Raw genomic sequence first — 15257 nt, 5'->3', positions numbered from 1 at the left:
GGGTCGAGTTTCCGCATTAACCCACCCTTGCTATGCCTAAGCTTATCACTGCCCTTCTTCGCCTGTTTCTTACCGCCGTACTGATAGCGGGTCTCATTGCGGTATGGGAACAGGTACGTACAGCTTCTGTTCTGAGCCGCTTCCGACGTAATGACAGTACACAAAGCATTGTTCTAAAAGAAGTAACCGCACTGGGTAAGCTTGAATTGGTGAAGTACACATTCAAAGACATTGTCGAGCACGAGCAGATCAACACCTTGCTGCCCAACGCTAATGCCGTGCTTATCGTAGAAGGCGAAGCCACAGGCTGCATCGACCTAACTCAGTTGGCACCCGCCAGTATCAGTACGACCGCAGATTCAGTAATTGTTGAGTTACCGCAGCCCGAGTTGTGTAGTTGGAAGATCAACCACGACCGCTCCCGGGTGTACGACACTAAATTCTCTTTTTTAGATGACTCGCAATTGGTCAGTGATGCGTATCGCCAGGCGGAAAAGCAGATTCGTCAGTCGGCTTTAAACGGAGGTATTCTGGAGCAGGCGCGTCACAATGCCGATCAGCTCCTGCGGCCTTTACTGGAACGGGTTTCAAACAAAAAAGTGCGCGTTACGTTCAACCAGTAAACAGAGCCAGTGGGGCAATCTGGATCCACAGCCGTTCCGTATACTGGTTGTTTCTTCGCTTACGAGGCCAATTCAATAGTTTTTGAGTAACATAGCTTTCGAAAAGTCGTTTTCTCAATACGAACCTATCAACATACGATGTCCCATGAACACCAATACGCCAACCGTTACAAACGGAGATTTGCTGATTGCCGAACCTTTCATGGGCGACACGAACTTTGAACGCAGTGTGGTGCTGGTTTGTGAGCATAGCGCGGCTGGTACGTTCGGTCTGGTGCTTAACCAACTGACCGATATTCACCTGAGCGATGTCATCGATGAAGTTCACGCCGAACTGCCTTTGTTTGTAGGAGGACCAGTACAGCAGAATACACTGCATTTTATTCACCGACGCCCCGATCTGATCGACAACTCGATTCGAATAAACGACGGCTTATTCTGGAGTGGTGACTTTGATCAGGTCAAGCAGGCCGTCAATCTAGGCACCCTGGCCGACAAGGACATTCGGTTCTTTATTGGGTATTCGGGCTGGAGCGAAGGGCAACTTGACGAAGAACTCGGGCAAAAGGCCTGGATTGTTAGCCGGACCGATGCTAACTTTCTGTTTAACACGCCTACCAACGAATTCTGGCGGGGTGTTTTAAAGCGGATGGGGGGAGAATATAAATCCATTGCCCATTATCCGGTTGACCCACGGCTGAATTAACTTTTTTTAACCAATTTTGCGGGCTGATAATGCGTTATCGAAGGGTCTATTCTCTTCCAACAGTTCCCGTATGCACACGAATCGATTACTCTTTTTTGCGTTTCTGGTTTTCTCGCCCCTTTTCGCCTGGGCGCAAAGCAATAACCCCGTTGGTGGCCACTTCGGTTTTAAGGCTGGTGCGTCGCTAACGCAGGTGCAGATTTCTGGCATTAGCCCTAATATTCCCAAGCAGACTTTGCAACCCCACCTGGGGGTTATGTATCGGTACCGGCTTCAGCGGTTTGTGATTCAACCCGAAGTGTTGCTTTCCGTAAAAGGCGCGAACTTTCAGATCGAGCGCGTGGGAGGCCGTCAGACAACGGCTAATAGCTATTACTACGCCAGCGTACCTGTCCTGTTTGGCTTCATTCCGACCGAAGGCATTACGTTGCAGGTTGGCCCGGAGTTCAGCTACGCCCTGAACGCTGGTCAGACGAATGGCCCCGGTGCCAAAAACGATGTTGGCCTGGTGGTTGGTGCTCATTACGACTTTCTTGATCTGCTCGATAAGCTTAGTTTGCACGTCCGTTACGTACAGGGCTACACCAACGTATCGCCCGAACCGCTGGCTACGTATAAAAACCGAGCCTTCCAGGTTGCCGTTGTTTACAACTTCTACAAAAAGAAAAAGAAGTAAACCCTACAGCCGGTACCCTTATACCGCTGCTTGTGCGCTTTGTATTTAGTTCTGACGTTTGTGGCCACCTTGACTTATGCTCTCTGATTTCGGCATCATTTTACTGTTCATTGTGGCCGCCTTTGCCTTTATCGGCATCGTCTTGTTTATTGCTCGGCTCTTACGTCCAGACCGACCAAACGTCGAGAAAAACAGTACGTATGAGTCGGGGGAAGAGCCCATAGGCAACGCGAATGTGCAGTTCAACATTCGGTTCTACGTAGTGGCGCTGGTGTTCGTGCTGTTTGATGTAGAACTGGTGTTCCTCTTTCCTTGGGCTACGGTGTTTGGGCAGTCTCGGCTGATTGAGGCTACAAATGGGGCCTGGGGCTGGTTTGCCCTGATTGAAGCCATCTTGTTCGTGGTTATCCTCGGATTGGGTTTAGCGTATGTATGGGCGAAAGGGTATCTGGACTGGGTAAAACCAGATCCGAAAGTACCAACTATGGAGACGAAAGTGCCGAAGGCCTTGTATGACCAGGTAAACGCTAAATACCGTTCTGCCGTGGGTACCCAACCCCGGCAAACCAGTTAGCCTCTATGAGATATTACGCGCTGGTTTTCCTGCTGTTATGCGTACCGGCTGCGTATGCTCAAACGTCTAAACCGGAGTCGTATAAAATAAAGATCGTTACGCTGGAAGGAGATCGGTTCATCGGCATCCTGGATGATGTTTCCCAGACAGCGATCAGCTTAAGCAACGAAACGAGTAACGGCTTTCGGTATGAAGATGGCGAGGTTCCGCTGGCGAACGTCAGGAAGCTGGTGCTGCGTCGGAATAGCCGCAAAAAAAGCGCCATTCAGGGGGGCGTTGTTGGCGCGCTGGTACTCGGGTATACGGTCATTCAATCGTCAAAGAAAAATGGGTTTCGCAGTCCAGCGGTCTACAGCCTTAACCTTGGTTTAGCGATGGTCGGCGGGGCCGCTACCGGCGGCTTATTAGGCTATCGCATTGGACCAATCGCCCGGAAAGTGATTCGACCACGCGGCAGAGACCGTGAGGAAGCCCGTGAAAACCTGCGCCGACAGCTCGAACCGTTTACCTACTCGTATCAAATCGACGTCCTGAACCGCGCTCAACCTTAATGCGTTGTTTTGTAAATTAACGGCATGAATTTATCTGATCCATCCAATAAAACCGGCGAAGCAAGTGTCATTCTGCTGCACTCGGAGGAACTCCTGAACTGGTCGCGGGAGAAGTCGCTATGGCCGATGAGTTTCGGGCTGGCCTGCTGCGCCATCGAAATGATGCAGGCGTTCGCGGCTAATTATGATCTTGATCGATTCGGCATTTTTCCGCGTCCTTCCCCCCGCCAATCCGATATTATGATTGTATCGGGTACCGTGACTTACAAGATGGCCGACCGCATTCGGCGGCTCTATGAGCAGATGCCGGAACCACGTTACGTGATTTCAATGGGCTCCTGCTCGAACTGTGGTGGCCCTTACTGGCAGCATGGTTACCATGTCGTGAAAGGGGTTGACCGAATTATTCCCGTGGATGTGTACGTGCCGGGCTGTCCGCCCCGCCCCGAAGCGTTAATTGACGGGTTTCTGAAGCTTCAGGAAAAGATCAGAACCGAACATCCGCTGCTGAACTCAAAATAAATCTTTTTAGCTGTGTCTGTCTTATCCAGCACCTTTCGGCAAACCCTTACTGCAATTCGGCTTCTCTGGCTGATGTATGGCGTTACGTTGGTGTTGGGCCTATTGGCAGCCATTCCGTTCTATAACACACTGAAAGCCGAGGGCCAGAGCTCACTAGCCTTTCTGAATCTGCTGGACGGATTCGATTATACGGTGTATTCGGACTTTATGCACCAGAGTGGAAAAGCCATTGATCCGCTGCTGAGCGTTGGCAGCTGGCTGGGTGTTCTGTACGTATGTCTGAGCCTATTTTTCGGCGGTGGCATACTAGTGAGTTTTGCTCAGCCTCAAGGACGGTTTAATGCCGGTGTTTTCTGGCAGGCGTGTAGTCATTACGTTGGTCGCTTCACCCGATTACTTGGCGTAACCGGCCTGTTTCTGGTAGCCGGGGCAGGCATCTGGCTTATACTTGGTACGCTGGCTGGCGTTCTGCTTAGCGATACGTTGACCGAGCGCGGCCTCTTCTGGATTGGGGTCGCTTTCTTTGCCTTGTTCGTTTTAACGGCTACGCTCGTCCTTTGCGTAAGTGATTACGCGAAAGTGCTCATGTTTCGCGAAGACGAACCCAACTCCTTCCGTGCATTCGGCCAGGCGGGGCGGCTCGTGCTACGTAATCTTCGCAGGACGTATGGATTATACTGGCTGTTCCTGTTGATTGGCGCGGGAATGCTGGGCCTTTACCTGTTGCTGGATGCCACGATTCTGATGAGTGGCTGGCTTACGATTCTCCTGATGTTTCTCATTCAGCAGGCACTGGTCTTTGCCAGGATCGGCCTGAAAGTTTGGGCGCTGGGAGCAGCTTACAGCATCTATACGACACTACCCAAACCCGTGATTCAGCCAGTGTACGTTCCAGGGACTAACCAGTCGCCAGATACACTTGACTCGGAAAACAACACGGAAGCACCTTCTGCTACAATCTAGTAGGCAAGACTGAATTTCCCTCTGTAAAGGCTGTTGTACCCGTCCTCCCCTCGAAGGGAAGCAGCAGAGCCTGCCAGTCAAAAACTCCTCCCCTTCTAGGGGAGGCCGGGAGGGGTAGTAATACGTATCCTCTCCCCGTTTAGTTGAGGTTACAGCACCTGCCCGATTCCAAACAACACCACGAATAACAGCGTCGTTAGGGCGAGCTGGCCTAAGCGTGCGTTCAGCTCAACCGGACGTTTGTGGGTAGCAACCGCCCGACCGTTTATGACGAATAGAGGGAAAGCTAGTATGTATAGGCAACTGAACCAATTTGCGCTGGTAAGAAACGAGTACACCAGGGCGCAAAACATACCGGCAAGAAGTAGCCCCCAATGGTAACGGATGGCCAACGAAAGCCCTAGTCGGGCTGGAATCGAGCGTTTACCAGTCATTGTATCCGTTTCAATATCGCGAATGTTATTGATGTTCAGAACACCGGTAGCAAATAAGCCAACACTGGTTGCTGGTAATAAAAGAATCGGGCTGAATGATAACGTATGCAGGAAGTACGTACCCAGCACACCAACCCAGCCGAAGAACATCAGGACGGCAATATCACCAAAACCTGCATAGCCATACGGACGTTTGCCGTTCGTATACCCAATCGCTGCGGCAATCGACAATAAGCCAAGAATGAAGAAGAACCAGAAAATACTGGCGTCGGCCTTCTGAAACGAAACGACCAGCAGCCAGACACCGCTAATCAGCGAAAGAATAGACGTAACGATGATACCACGCAGCATTGCCTCTTTGGTAATATCGCCCGTTGCCACGGCCCGGCGTGGTCCTACCCGCAACTCGGTGTCTTTACCCGACACGGCGTCACCATAGTCGTTCGCAAAATTGGAAAGAATCTGGAGGAAGATCGTGGTCAGCGCGGCTAACAGAGCGATCCGCCAGTCAAACTGCAAATCGGCCCAGGCCAAAAAGCTGCCAAGGATAATACTAGCTAAGGCCAGCGGCAATGTACGCGGTCGGGCAGCTGCAACCCAGGGATTCATCATGTTTCGTTTAGTGAAAGAGCGAATTAGTGATTGAGTGAATAGCTGACGCACATTTCACTCAATCACTAATTCGCTCTTTCACTCATTGTTTAAATGCCTACTGCCTTCTTGAACTCTTCGTCGTCGGGTTTGATCTTCGATGCGAAGAAGTGCGTCAGTTCGCCTTTTTCGTTGATAACGTATTTGCAGAAATTCCAGGTTGGGGCTTTGTCGTTCCAGCCGTTCATTGACTTGGTCGTCAGCCACTGATACAGAGGAGACTGATCGTTACCGGCCACGCTTACTTTTTCGAACATCGGGAATGATACGCCGTAATTCTTCTGGCAGAACGAAGCAATTTCCTCGTTGCTACCTGGCTCCTGACTCGCGAAGTTGTTGGCTGGGAAGCCGAGTACCACAATTTTATCGCCATGCTGCTTGTAAAACTTCTCCCAATCAGCGTACTGGGGCGTAAACCCACACTTCGACGCTACGTTCAGGATAACGACTTTCTTTCCTTTGAAACCACTGAGCGATACAGGTTTGCCGTCGATGCTTTTTACGGTGAAGTCGTAAAGCGACTTGGTGGGAGCGTCGATTTCAGCCGGGGCTACAGCGATTTCACTTTTATCGCTGAAAATGCCTTTCACAATGTTTTTAAACATAAAACCAGAAGCAAGAATAAACACACCAAGAGCGGTGAGTGTAAGTAGGATTCTATTTTTCATAGCGAACTAGGGGTAAGAACTTGGGTTTGTTTGGATTACTGGCAAAACGGGATGATCAACGAAATAGTTTACAGATCGTAAACTCTAATCGCTTGTTAATCGGTGACGTCACGAATATATACTGAACTTTGCGTTGAAAGCGATAGCGTAATCCACTTCACCTGAGCATTACATCTTTTCCGGAACCTGTATGCCCAGCAGATCCATGCTCTTACGGATAGTCTCCGCGACGGATTTCGACAGTACAAGACGCGTATGCAGCTTAATCGGATCAGTCTCTTTCAGGATCGATAGCTTGTCGTAGAACTGGTTAAACGTCTTCGCTAACTCATAAGCATACTGCGCAATGTACGACGGTGCATAGTCATCACCGGCCTCTTTCACTCGTTGCGGAAACTGACTGAGCTGAAACACAAGCTGCTGCTCAATCTCATCTAAGATACTGGCCTCTACAACTCCATCGGTCAATACGCCCATCTCAGCTGCTTTCCGTAAAACGGATCGAATACGGGCGTGAACGTACTGAATGTATGGCCCCGTGTTGCCGTGCAGATCTACGGATTCGGCGGGGTTGAACTGCATCCGCTTCTGGGGATCGACTTTCAGCAGGTAATATTTAAGGGCGCCTAGTCCCAGCATCTTAAACAACTCAGCTTTCTCAGCTTCGCTGAATTCGTCGAGTTTACCTTTGGCGGCTTCGTCGGCGGCAGTAGCAGCGGCTTCGGTGGTTTCCTGGATCAGATCATCGGCGTCGACAACCGTACCTTCCCGCGATTTCATCTTACCCGTTGGCAGATCGACCATCCCATACGACAGGTGATACAGTCCGTTGGCGTACGGCCGACCGAGTCGTTTCAGGATAGCGAACAATACATTGAAATGGTAATCCTGCTCGTTGCCAACCACCCAGATCTGACGGTCGTTGTGAAAATCTTGGTATTTCAGATCGGTCGTACCGAGGTCCTGAGTCATGTACACCGACGTACCATCAGCACGCAGAACGAGCTTCTGATCCAGTCCGTCTTCGGTCAGGTCGATCCAGACCGAGCTATCGTCTTTGCGGTAAAAAACGCCTTTTTGCAGGCCTTCTTCAACGACTTCCTTACCGAGCAGATACGTATTTGATTCGTAATACGTCTTATCGAAGCTTACACCAATGCTTTGGTACGTAGCGTCGAAACCGGCATACACCCAGTCGTTCAGTTGCCGCCAGAGCGTAACGGTATCCGGATCGCCCTGCTCCCAAAGGCGAAGCATCTGCTGTACTTCCTGCATCAAAGGGGCTTTCTTCTCGGCCTCTTCCTTTGGGGTTCCCTCATTAACCATCTCTTCGACCTGCGCTTTGTACGCTTTGTCGAAAAGGACGTAATACTTCCCGATCAGGTGATCGCCTTTCATGCCTGCCGACTCCGGCGTTTCGCCATTGCCGAACATGCAATAGGCCAGCATGGATTTGCAGATGTGCACTCCCCGATCGTTGACGATGCACGTTTTCGTGACTTCGTAGCCGTTGGCTTTCAGAATACGGCTTACCGAATCACCCAGGAAGTTATTGCGCAAATGCCCAAGGTGCAGCGGTTTATTCGTGTTTGGGGAGGAAAATTCGACCATGACCGACTGTCCTTTCGAGGGCAACGTACCGAAGTCGGCATCAGCCGCGATGTCGTTGATGACGGTGACCCAGGCGGCATCGGCGACGCTGATATTTAGAAATCCCTGCACGACGTTGAAGCCACTGACGACATCGCTATTTTCAACCAGCCAACTGCCGATAGCTTGTCCAATTGCTGCGGGCGGTTGTCGAAGTGCTTTCGTTAGTGAGAACGTAACGAACGTATACAGTCCTTCAAATTCTTTTTTGGTCGGTTGCAAAACCACGTCAACCCCCTCCTGCTGATACAGTTCAGCAATGGCGCGTTGAATGGCTCCTTTTAAATCTTCCTGAATATCCATGAACGAGTTGAACCGCCTGTCTTGCGGTTTGCGGTTACAAACCTACGAAATATAGCCGGAGGTACGGCATTACGTCTGTTTGCAACCGCAACAGTCGTTAAGGCTGTAGCACAGCGGTGCTTTCCGCTACGGACTGGACTTTGGGCTTTGAGAAGAACACCGGGAAGTAGCCATTCTCCGCCCAGATCGGAAATAAGTCTCTGTAATGCGGACTCGCCGGATCGCCCGACTGACCCGGACTATTGATGCCCAATGTTTTATCCCAATTTTCGGTATCTACCAAAATACGGAACGAGGCTCCGTGCGTCTGGTTCAGATCATTGGCTGTGGCATTTACCGTTTCGGCGTACCCGCCCCGGGCTACCGGCCCAAGGTTAATTTTCTGTTGCATCGCCTTGTCGACCATGTTGTTCAGCGGATGCGTAATCGTGATGTGTTTGTTCTTTCGCTGCCCATACACCCAGTCCTCCATCTCGTTACCAAGCCGTTTCGAGAGTTCAGCTACGGCCCGGTCTAGACAGGTTAATAGCAAACTATCGCGATTGGTAGTCGGAACCAGCAGGGCGTCAATTACCCGCTTCGAGGGTAAGCTTTTGAGATAAGGCCGGGCATTTTGAGGTACGTTTTGCGCGTAAACCGCTTGTTTTAACTGCCCTTCCCACGCTACGTAGATCGAAGCCGCCACCGAACTCGGCTCAAGTTTGTAATCCCACCGTCGTAAATACGCCATCGCCTGTTCGGTACGGGTTTCGGTCGATGAGAGATTTTGCAGCAAGGGAACCAACGTTCGGGCCGGAATGGCGAGATAGTCAGCCTGCAGCGCCATGAAATCCGTCAGGGTCTTCCGTTTCCCATCGCTCAGCATTTCCTCGATCCGATGCGCCCGGGCCGGACTAGACCAGGTCCAGCCAACGGCGTTCCGGTACGGGTACGTAGTGGGCGTAAGGTTGTTGTTTGCCGTGACTACGTATCCTTCTGGCGGATTAAGCTTGTTGGGCAGTTGCGTAATAGGCAGGTAGCCACCCCATTCAAAGCGGCCATCGCCCGGAACAGGCACCAGCCCCGTAAAATTCTTGCGAATCGGCGACAGCCCAACCGACTGCCAGCCAATCGTACCAGTTTTATCAGCCCAGATCATATTTTCCCCCGGTAGCCGACTGAACGCACAAGCCTGGCGGAATTCGGTCCAGTTGCGGGCCTGATTCATGCGCAGGCTCGCCAGATAAGGCGAACAGCCTACTTCCAGCCAACCCGCCCGAACGACATAGGCTTTATGGTTCTTTTTATCCTCAAACACCACCGGACCATGCTGAGTGAATTTTAGCTCCGCCCGAACCGACTGTGCGCCCTTAACGGGAATAGTTTCTACCAGCGTTTTCATGGTTACCCAGCGGCCTTTATAGCGGTATTGATTCGGGTTAGCCGGATTGGTTTCGTAGACGTACAGGTCTTCGTTGTCTGTCTCAAAAATGGTCAGCCCCCAGGCACCGTAATCGTTGTGTCCAATGGAAATACCGGGCAGCGTCGGCTCTCCAGCTCCTATTACGTTCCAGCCCGGCGCGTTCAAATGTACCCAGTACCGCAGCGAGGGCGTAGACTGCGCCCGATGCGGGTCATTCGCCAACATCGGATAACCACTGGCTGACTTATTGCCCGAAATGATCCAGTTGTTCGAGCCAACGTACTGCCTATCTACGTTGAACCAGTCATCAATTGTCTCCCTAGAGCGTAGTGCTTCGTCTTCGTCGGCTTTGGCAGGCTGACCACCAAATTTTAAGGGTAATCGGAATGCTTCGTATAGTTCAAGAATGGGTTGAAACAATTCCTTGCCGTTCACGTGAAGCGTTAAGTCGGGTTGGTTCGCTTTACTGCCAGTGGGCAGGGGATGAAACCATTGCAACTCCCGAAGTTTATCAGCACCAATCAGTTTCACCAACCGCCCATAGTTCAACTCTTCGCGTACATTATAGGCTAGCCCCTGATGTCGGCTGATGACCACCTCGGGCGTCCACAGCCCTGGTTTCGTATTGAGTACCTGAAATTCGAACGGTAGCTTTTCGGGCGTTTTGAGTATCTGCGTAATATAGGCATTGACCCCATCCACAAACGCCCTGACGATCTGCGGGCCACGCGGGTGATAATGCTTCAACTCCTGATCGAGGTTGCCACGAAACCGAAACAGTCGGGTACCGATGTCGCGTTTTGCCTCCTGCGGTCCAAGCAGCTCCGCCACCGTACCCGTTGCCTGACGACGCCAGATTTCGAGTTGAAAGAGCCGATCCTGGGCTGCGGCATAGCCCTGAGCAAAGAACAGATCATGTTCGTTCTTCGCATAAATATGGTTGACGCCCCAGCGGTCGCGGATTATTTCGACGGGCTGTTGCAAACCCGGTATTCGTTGCGAAAAAGAAGAATGGGCCGTAAGAAGAAGTAAGGCAAGCAGAAGTAACGAACGCATAGCGTGGTACGTAGTTGAAATGAACCGGTTAACGCTGTGCACAATACAACTTTAACTGACATTTAACAACCGTACGCATTTCTTTTTGTTACTTAGCCTATAAGAGCAACTGTCGGGCTAAGCGTCGTTTATCCCCAACGTAGCGGACAAAATGCGGTCCCAGATAGACGAGAATAAAGCCCCAAACAGGCACAGCGTTTCGTTGACTTTTGCCATTACGCAACCCTAAAAATTCCTGTAAGGCAATACCTCAATCTAACTAACCTATGATGATAGCGCAGACCTACTCGACTTATGGAGTAGGTCTGTCACTTTTAGGTCTATTTCTTACAACCTTGTACCGCCTGACGGAAGGCTTCACGCACCTGCAAACCCGTTGGAATGTCGTTACCGAAGAACTGAACGGCGTTGACGTAGTTAGATGGACTGCCGTTTTTGAACGCCTTGATGGTTTTCTCTTTGCTTTTGGTCATCAACTGCACATAGGCTTCGTCGCCAGACGTAACAAGCTCTACTGCCAACGGATCGATTTCACTTAAGCTGAATTCGAACTGTTCGTCCACGGTTTTCTTACCATCGCTTGTGCTTTGCGTCACTTTGATGGCACAGCCACCCGCCTTTTCCAGCTTTTGGGTTATGGTTTTACGTCCGGCCTGCACGGGCGTTAACTTCTGCGACACGAAGTCAAGCTTCGCTTCAGTACTGCCGCCCGGTACAGTCAGTTTTCGGCTATCCCTACACTGCGGAATCATCTTTTCCAGTTGCCCCGGCAGGTACCGAATTACTTCAATATCGTCCGTCTGGATCTCCAGTTCGCCAACGTAGCTTTGCTTTTCGCCGTTTCGCCAGACTTCTATGTACTTCTGCTTGGTAGGCATGGCCAGTTCGAGGGTGAACGCCTTACCCGATGCACTCAGCTTGGTTGCTTTCTCGTTCAGATCTCCCCAGAAGAAGCGGTACTCCGTTGTCTTCCCTGATTCGGCAACTGTAAACACGGTCTGGCAGCCGGGCTTCAACGACTGCTCAACGCCACCGATGGGTTTCAAAGCGGCAACTAGGCGCTGCTGCGTATCGTCGGCGGAGCGGTAGGCGGGTGCCATATCCTTTTGCTTCTGCTGAGCCAGCGGCAGCAACTTTTGCAGAACCATACTGCCTTCGCGGGCTTTTTCCAGATCAGCAAAGTAGAACCGGACGGCGCGGTCGTTACTCGGCTTACCGCCTTCCGCATGCCGGATGAAGTTTTCCCGGTTACGTGTATTCGCTTCAATGAATATCCATTTTCCTTTCACATCGAGCTTCACACCAGACGGATCGAGGTCGCCTAAATTGAGGTCCGTTGTTTCGTCGACTACTTTTTTGCCCGTATTCTGCTGTTGTGTGACCCGAACCTTCAGCGGGTTTGCTGCATCGGGAAGCGTTACGGTCTGCCGGTACGTCTCGTCACTACTGGTGGCATCGATCACGTTCTTGCGCAGCCAATCGGTTAGCGCAGATAATGAATTACCAACGTTCAGGCGGCTTTCGAGGAGTTTCTTGGCCGACGTCGGAGTGCTCCGTAACGCTTCGGTGAGGGCCCGCGCATTATCAATATTTTCTGCGTACAGCGTCAACGTATTGTTAAACCGAAGCTGGCCGTTTTCCTTCACACGGACGAAGTCATTCCCGTTAACGGTTTTAAGCGTAATCGGCATCAAATCTTTCCGGGTGTCATACTTCACCGAGTTCGGGTCTACATCGGCCAGATTAACTTCGTAAATATATTCCGTCGATTTCCCTTTTTTGTCGGTTTCGGTCACCTCGAAGGCAACCAGATACGGCTGATTACCGAGCGTCTTCACCTGTTGTTTAAACTCCTTATCGGCCGCTTTGACCGGCTTCAACTGAACCGCCACCTCGCGGAGCGAACCGCCTAACTCTCCGGTCGACTGGCCGAAAGCCGTCGAACCAATCGCCCAGCTGAGCGCGAGCAAACGAACGTATTTAGTCTGCATGAGTACTGCTGTATTTGTTGTTTGTGAATGATGTAAAGCGCAAAAAAATAGAGAAAGCCGCTTACCGTATGTATCCATTAGAGTAATCGGTCATCAATGTTCTTAATCGTTACGTCCGACGGGCGACGGCGGGGTTTTGGACCGGTCGTAACCGCGGGTTACGACTTTATGCGTAACATTGCGGTGCTTTTGCTTCTTATGAAAATCTTGTACGACCATCAGGCTTTTACAGGTGCGCGATTTGGGGGGGTGGCTCGGTATTTTTACGATTTGATTGTATCGCTTCGCAAGAAAGGCGTCGACACAACGCTCTCCGTTCGCTTCTCCAATAACGATTACCTGCTGAACAGCAAGCAGTTCCATACGTATCCGTTCCGGTATTTTCTGGGCTACATGTACACCAGCATGTTGTTTTCCCAGGTGAATCGCCTGTTGAGTTCAATTCAGTTGATCCGGAAGGATTACGACGTTTTCCACCCGACGTTTTTCCACAGCTACTTTCTGAAGTTCATTGGCAACAAGCCCTTTGTGCTAACGTATCACGATGTGATCAAAGAAAAACTGGGCGACGCGTACGGACATCTGGACAATGCCTCGAAGGCGCAGAAGCAAGAACTGCTCGACCGGGCTGCGCATGTGATTGCGGTCTCCAAAAACACCAAGAAAGACCTGGTTGAGGTTTTTACCATTGCCCCCGATAAAATAACAGTGGTTCATCATGCCACGAACTTCCGGACATTAAGCGTACCCGATACGTTTCAGATTCAGGCTCCCGAAACGTATCTGCTGTACGTAGGCATGCGGGGTACGTACAAGAACTTCGATTTCTTCCTGACAGCCGTCGCGTCAATCTTAAAGAAGTCTCCTGACGTCCGGTTAGTTTGTGCCGGGGGTGGCGACTTTAGTGATGCCGAAAAGCAGTTGATCGGTAGCCTCGGCCTAACTGATCAGGTAGTTTATTTTGCCATTAATGACTTTATTTTGTTTCGCCTGTACGAGCACGCCCTTGCCTTCGTGTATCCGTCGCTGTACGAAGGGTTTGGCATTCCGATCCTGGAAGCGTTTGCTACGGGTTGCCCGGTCGTGCTGAGTAATACGTCCTGTTTCCCGGAAGTGGCCGAGGATGCCGCCCTTTACTTCGACCCTACATCGGAAGCGAGTATTCAACAGCAGATTGAGCGGGTTATTCTCGACGATACGTTGCGGCAATCGTTACGGCAAAAGGGGTACGAACGGCAGCAGGCCTTCTCGCCCGAGAACGTAGTTAATCAAACGCTGGACGTATACCGGCGCGTAGTTTCATAGATATGGCGAGGAAAATACTTTTGTTCGATACGATCATCAATGGTCACCACGCCGATTATCTGACGCACCTGATTCATTACTGGCTTCACTACCGAATCAAAGGTGAACTGATCGTGGTTACGCAAGCCTCGTTTGAACCAACCTTTCAGCAGTTACTGGCACAAGACCCCCATCAGACGACCGTACGGTTTATCCCCATCCCGCCCGAGGACATCGACCGTGTTCACCAGTCGTCGGTGGTACGTCGCTCCTTCAACGAGTGGAACTTACTGCTGGACTACATCAATGAACACGCGCCAACGCATGCGGTGATGATGTATTCGGACATTTTTCAACTGGCGCTCTGGTGTGGTCGAAAATCGCCTTGCCCCGTGTCGGGTATTTACTTCCGGCCTGATTTTCATTACCCCGCTCCGCCCGGTTTAAAAGCCCGTCTAAACATGGTCCGCAAGAAAATAACGCTTCAGGGCGCTCTGGACCGGGGCGTCCTAAAGAACCTGTTCTGCCTCGACCATTCGGCGGTGCCCGCCCTGCGCGCGATGAACCCCAACGTAACGGTGGTTCCCCTACCCGACCCAGTCAAGTCGTACCCCATCGACCCGGCGGAAGTGGCTCAGCTACGTACCGAGTTAGGTATTGACCCCGCCCGTAAAGTCTTTCTCTTATTTGGCACGCTTGAGGATCGGAAAGGCATCGAACCACTGATCGAATCGCTCAAACAGCTCAATCCAACGGTACATTCACGCGTATGTGTGCTGCTGGTCGGTGCCATCAAACCCGATTATCAGCAACAAATCGAACGCCTGATCACGGAGGTAAACCCGGCTATTCAAATCGTGTGCGTATTCCGCGACACGCGTGGCAAACAGATTCAGCTTTATTTCGAACTGGCCGATTACGCGCTGGCCTTATACCAACGGCATACGGGTATGGCTTCGGTGATTATTCGGGCGGCTGTTTCGGGCAAGCCACTGCTGTCGTCCGATTATGGCTACATGGGTCAGTTGGTGCAGCAGGAGCAGTTAGGAGCAGTGGTTGATTCCAGCTCGCCAGCGGCTATCAGCCAGTTGCTGGAACAAGCTGTAACGCAGGGCATTTCGTATTCGAAAGAGAACCTGCAAACGGTGGCTAGCCAGAATTCCGACGTAGCGTTCGCCGAAACGATTTTCACCCACCTTTGAC

General features: G+C 51.2%; 14 protein-coding genes. 9 read left to right on the top strand and 5 right to left on the bottom strand.

Features of this window, described 5'->3' with window-relative positions; genetic code table 11:
- Positions 1 to 32: 32 nt before the first annotated feature.
- The 7 genes from ACYVIY_RS01745 to ACYVIY_RS01715 all read left to right on the top strand — a co-directional run bounded on the left by ACYVIY_RS01745 (position 33) and on the right by ACYVIY_RS01715 (position 4615).
- The gene (locus ACYVIY_RS01745) at positions 33 to 623 is read left to right on the top strand and encodes a DUF4230 domain-containing protein (protein WP_460974524.1); all 591 of its coding nucleotides are present in this window, start codon (positions 33 to 35) and stop codon (positions 621 to 623) included.
- Positions 624 to 768: 145 nt separating this feature from the next.
- Positions 769 to 1329 carry a YqgE/AlgH family protein gene (locus ACYVIY_RS01740; RefSeq protein WP_460974523.1) on the top strand — a complete coding sequence of 187 codons (561 nt, stop codon included), beginning with the start codon at positions 769 to 771 and terminating at the stop codon, positions 1327 to 1329.
- 70 nt (positions 1330 to 1399) lie between these two features.
- Positions 1400 to 2005 carry an outer membrane beta-barrel protein gene (locus ACYVIY_RS01735; RefSeq protein WP_460974522.1) on the top strand — a complete coding sequence of 202 codons (606 nt, stop codon included), beginning with the start codon at positions 1400 to 1402 and terminating at the stop codon, positions 2003 to 2005.
- Positions 2006 to 2081: 76 nt separating this feature from the next.
- Positions 2082 to 2579 carry an NADH-quinone oxidoreductase subunit A gene (locus ACYVIY_RS01730; protein ID WP_460974521.1) on the top strand — a complete coding sequence of 166 codons (498 nt, stop codon included), beginning with the start codon at positions 2082 to 2084 and terminating at the stop codon, positions 2577 to 2579.
- Positions 2580 to 2584: 5 nt separating this feature from the next.
- Complete coding sequence (locus ACYVIY_RS01725; RefSeq protein WP_460974520.1) at positions 2585 to 3130, top strand: hypothetical protein; 546 nt, start codon at positions 2585 to 2587, stop codon at positions 3128 to 3130.
- Between the two features lie 24 nt (positions 3131 to 3154).
- Entirely contained in the window at positions 3155 to 3652 is a 498-nt protein-coding gene (locus ACYVIY_RS01720; protein WP_460974519.1) for an NADH-quinone oxidoreductase subunit B, read from the top strand.
- A 12-nt stretch (positions 3653 to 3664) separates the two neighbouring features.
- Positions 3665 to 4615, top strand: a complete 951-nt coding sequence (locus tag ACYVIY_RS01715; protein WP_460974518.1) for a hypothetical protein — start codon at positions 3665 to 3667, stop codon at positions 4613 to 4615.
- A gap of 149 nt (positions 4616 to 4764) precedes the next feature.
- Here the strand turns inward: ACYVIY_RS01715 and ACYVIY_RS01710 are convergent, their stop codons facing one another.
- From ACYVIY_RS01710 to ACYVIY_RS01690, 5 genes are all read right to left on the bottom strand, one after another.
- Positions 4765 to 5658, bottom strand: coding sequence for a 1,4-dihydroxy-2-naphthoate polyprenyltransferase (locus ACYVIY_RS01710; RefSeq protein ID WP_460975138.1), 894 nt, complete (start codon positions 5656 to 5658; stop codon positions 4765 to 4767).
- Between the two features lie 92 nt (positions 5659 to 5750).
- Entirely contained in the window at positions 5751 to 6368 is a 618-nt protein-coding gene (locus ACYVIY_RS01705; RefSeq protein ID WP_460974517.1) for a glutathione peroxidase, read from the bottom strand.
- Between the two features lie 168 nt (positions 6369 to 6536).
- Positions 6537 to 8321, bottom strand: a complete 1785-nt coding sequence (gene argS, locus ACYVIY_RS01700; RefSeq protein ID WP_460974516.1) for an arginine--tRNA ligase — start codon at positions 8319 to 8321, stop codon at positions 6537 to 6539.
- A gap of 97 nt (positions 8322 to 8418) precedes the next feature.
- Positions 8419 to 10779: a penicillin acylase family protein gene (locus ACYVIY_RS01695; RefSeq protein WP_460974515.1), complete on the bottom strand. Its 2361-nt coding sequence runs from the start codon at positions 10777 to 10779 to the stop codon at positions 8419 to 8421.
- Positions 10780 to 11099: 320 nt separating this feature from the next.
- On the bottom strand, positions 11100 to 12770 hold the full coding sequence (locus tag ACYVIY_RS01690) for a hypothetical protein (RefSeq protein ID WP_460974514.1): 1671 nt from the start codon (positions 12768 to 12770) through the stop codon (positions 11100 to 11102).
- A 96-nt stretch (positions 12771 to 12866) separates the two neighbouring features.
- Between ACYVIY_RS01690 and ACYVIY_RS01685 the strand changes: the two genes are divergently transcribed.
- Positions 12867 to 14075 (top strand): glycosyltransferase family 4 protein, encoded by a 1209-nt coding sequence (locus ACYVIY_RS01685; RefSeq protein ID WP_460974512.1) that lies wholly within the window; start codon positions 12867 to 12869, stop codon positions 14073 to 14075.
- A 2-nt stretch (positions 14076 to 14077) separates the two neighbouring features.
- Positions 14078 to 15256 (top strand): glycosyltransferase, encoded by a 1179-nt coding sequence (locus tag ACYVIY_RS01680; protein WP_460974511.1) that lies wholly within the window; start codon positions 14078 to 14080, stop codon positions 15254 to 15256.
- Position 15257 lies beyond the last annotated feature (1 nt).

The organism is Spirosoma knui (genome assembly GCF_054780635.1).
The sequence above is the reverse complement of the archived record's forward strand: the minus strand, read 5'-3'. Positions and strand labels throughout refer to the sequence as shown.

Coding starts and splice junctions, on each gene's coding strand:
- ACYVIY_RS01745 (WP_460974524.1), top strand. CDS start 33: ATGCCTAAGCTTATCACTGCCCTTCTTCGCCTGTTTCTTACCGCCGTA.
- ACYVIY_RS01740 (WP_460974523.1), top strand. CDS start 769: ATGAACACCAATACGCCAACCGTTACAAACGGAGATTTGCTGATTGCC.
- ACYVIY_RS01735 (WP_460974522.1), top strand. CDS start 1,400: ATGCACACGAATCGATTACTCTTTTTTGCGTTTCTGGTTTTCTCGCCC.
- ACYVIY_RS01730 (WP_460974521.1), top strand. CDS start 2,082: ATGCTCTCTGATTTCGGCATCATTTTACTGTTCATTGTGGCCGCCTTT.
- ACYVIY_RS01725 (WP_460974520.1), top strand. CDS start 2,585: ATGAGATATTACGCGCTGGTTTTCCTGCTGTTATGCGTACCGGCTGCG.
- ACYVIY_RS01720 (WP_460974519.1), top strand. CDS start 3,155: ATGAATTTATCTGATCCATCCAATAAAACCGGCGAAGCAAGTGTCATT.
- ACYVIY_RS01710 (WP_460975138.1), bottom strand. CDS start 5,658: ATGAATCCCTGGGTTGCAGCTGCCCGACCGCGTACATTGCCGCTGGCC.
- ACYVIY_RS01705 (WP_460974517.1), bottom strand. CDS start 6,368: ATGAAAAATAGAATCCTACTTACACTCACCGCTCTTGGTGTGTTTATT.
- argS (WP_460974516.1), bottom strand. CDS start 8,321: ATGGATATTCAGGAAGATTTAAAAGGAGCCATTCAACGCGCCATTGCT.
- ACYVIY_RS01695 (WP_460974515.1), bottom strand. CDS start 10,779: ATGCGTTCGTTACTTCTGCTTGCCTTACTTCTTCTTACGGCCCATTCT.
- ACYVIY_RS01690 (WP_460974514.1), bottom strand. CDS start 12,770: ATGCAGACTAAATACGTTCGTTTGCTCGCGCTCAGCTGGGCGATTGGT.
- ACYVIY_RS01685 (WP_460974512.1), top strand. CDS start 12,867: ATGTTCTTAATCGTTACGTCCGACGGGCGACGGCGGGGTTTTGGACCG.
- ACYVIY_RS01680 (WP_460974511.1), top strand. CDS start 14,078: ATGGCGAGGAAAATACTTTTGTTCGATACGATCATCAATGGTCACCAC.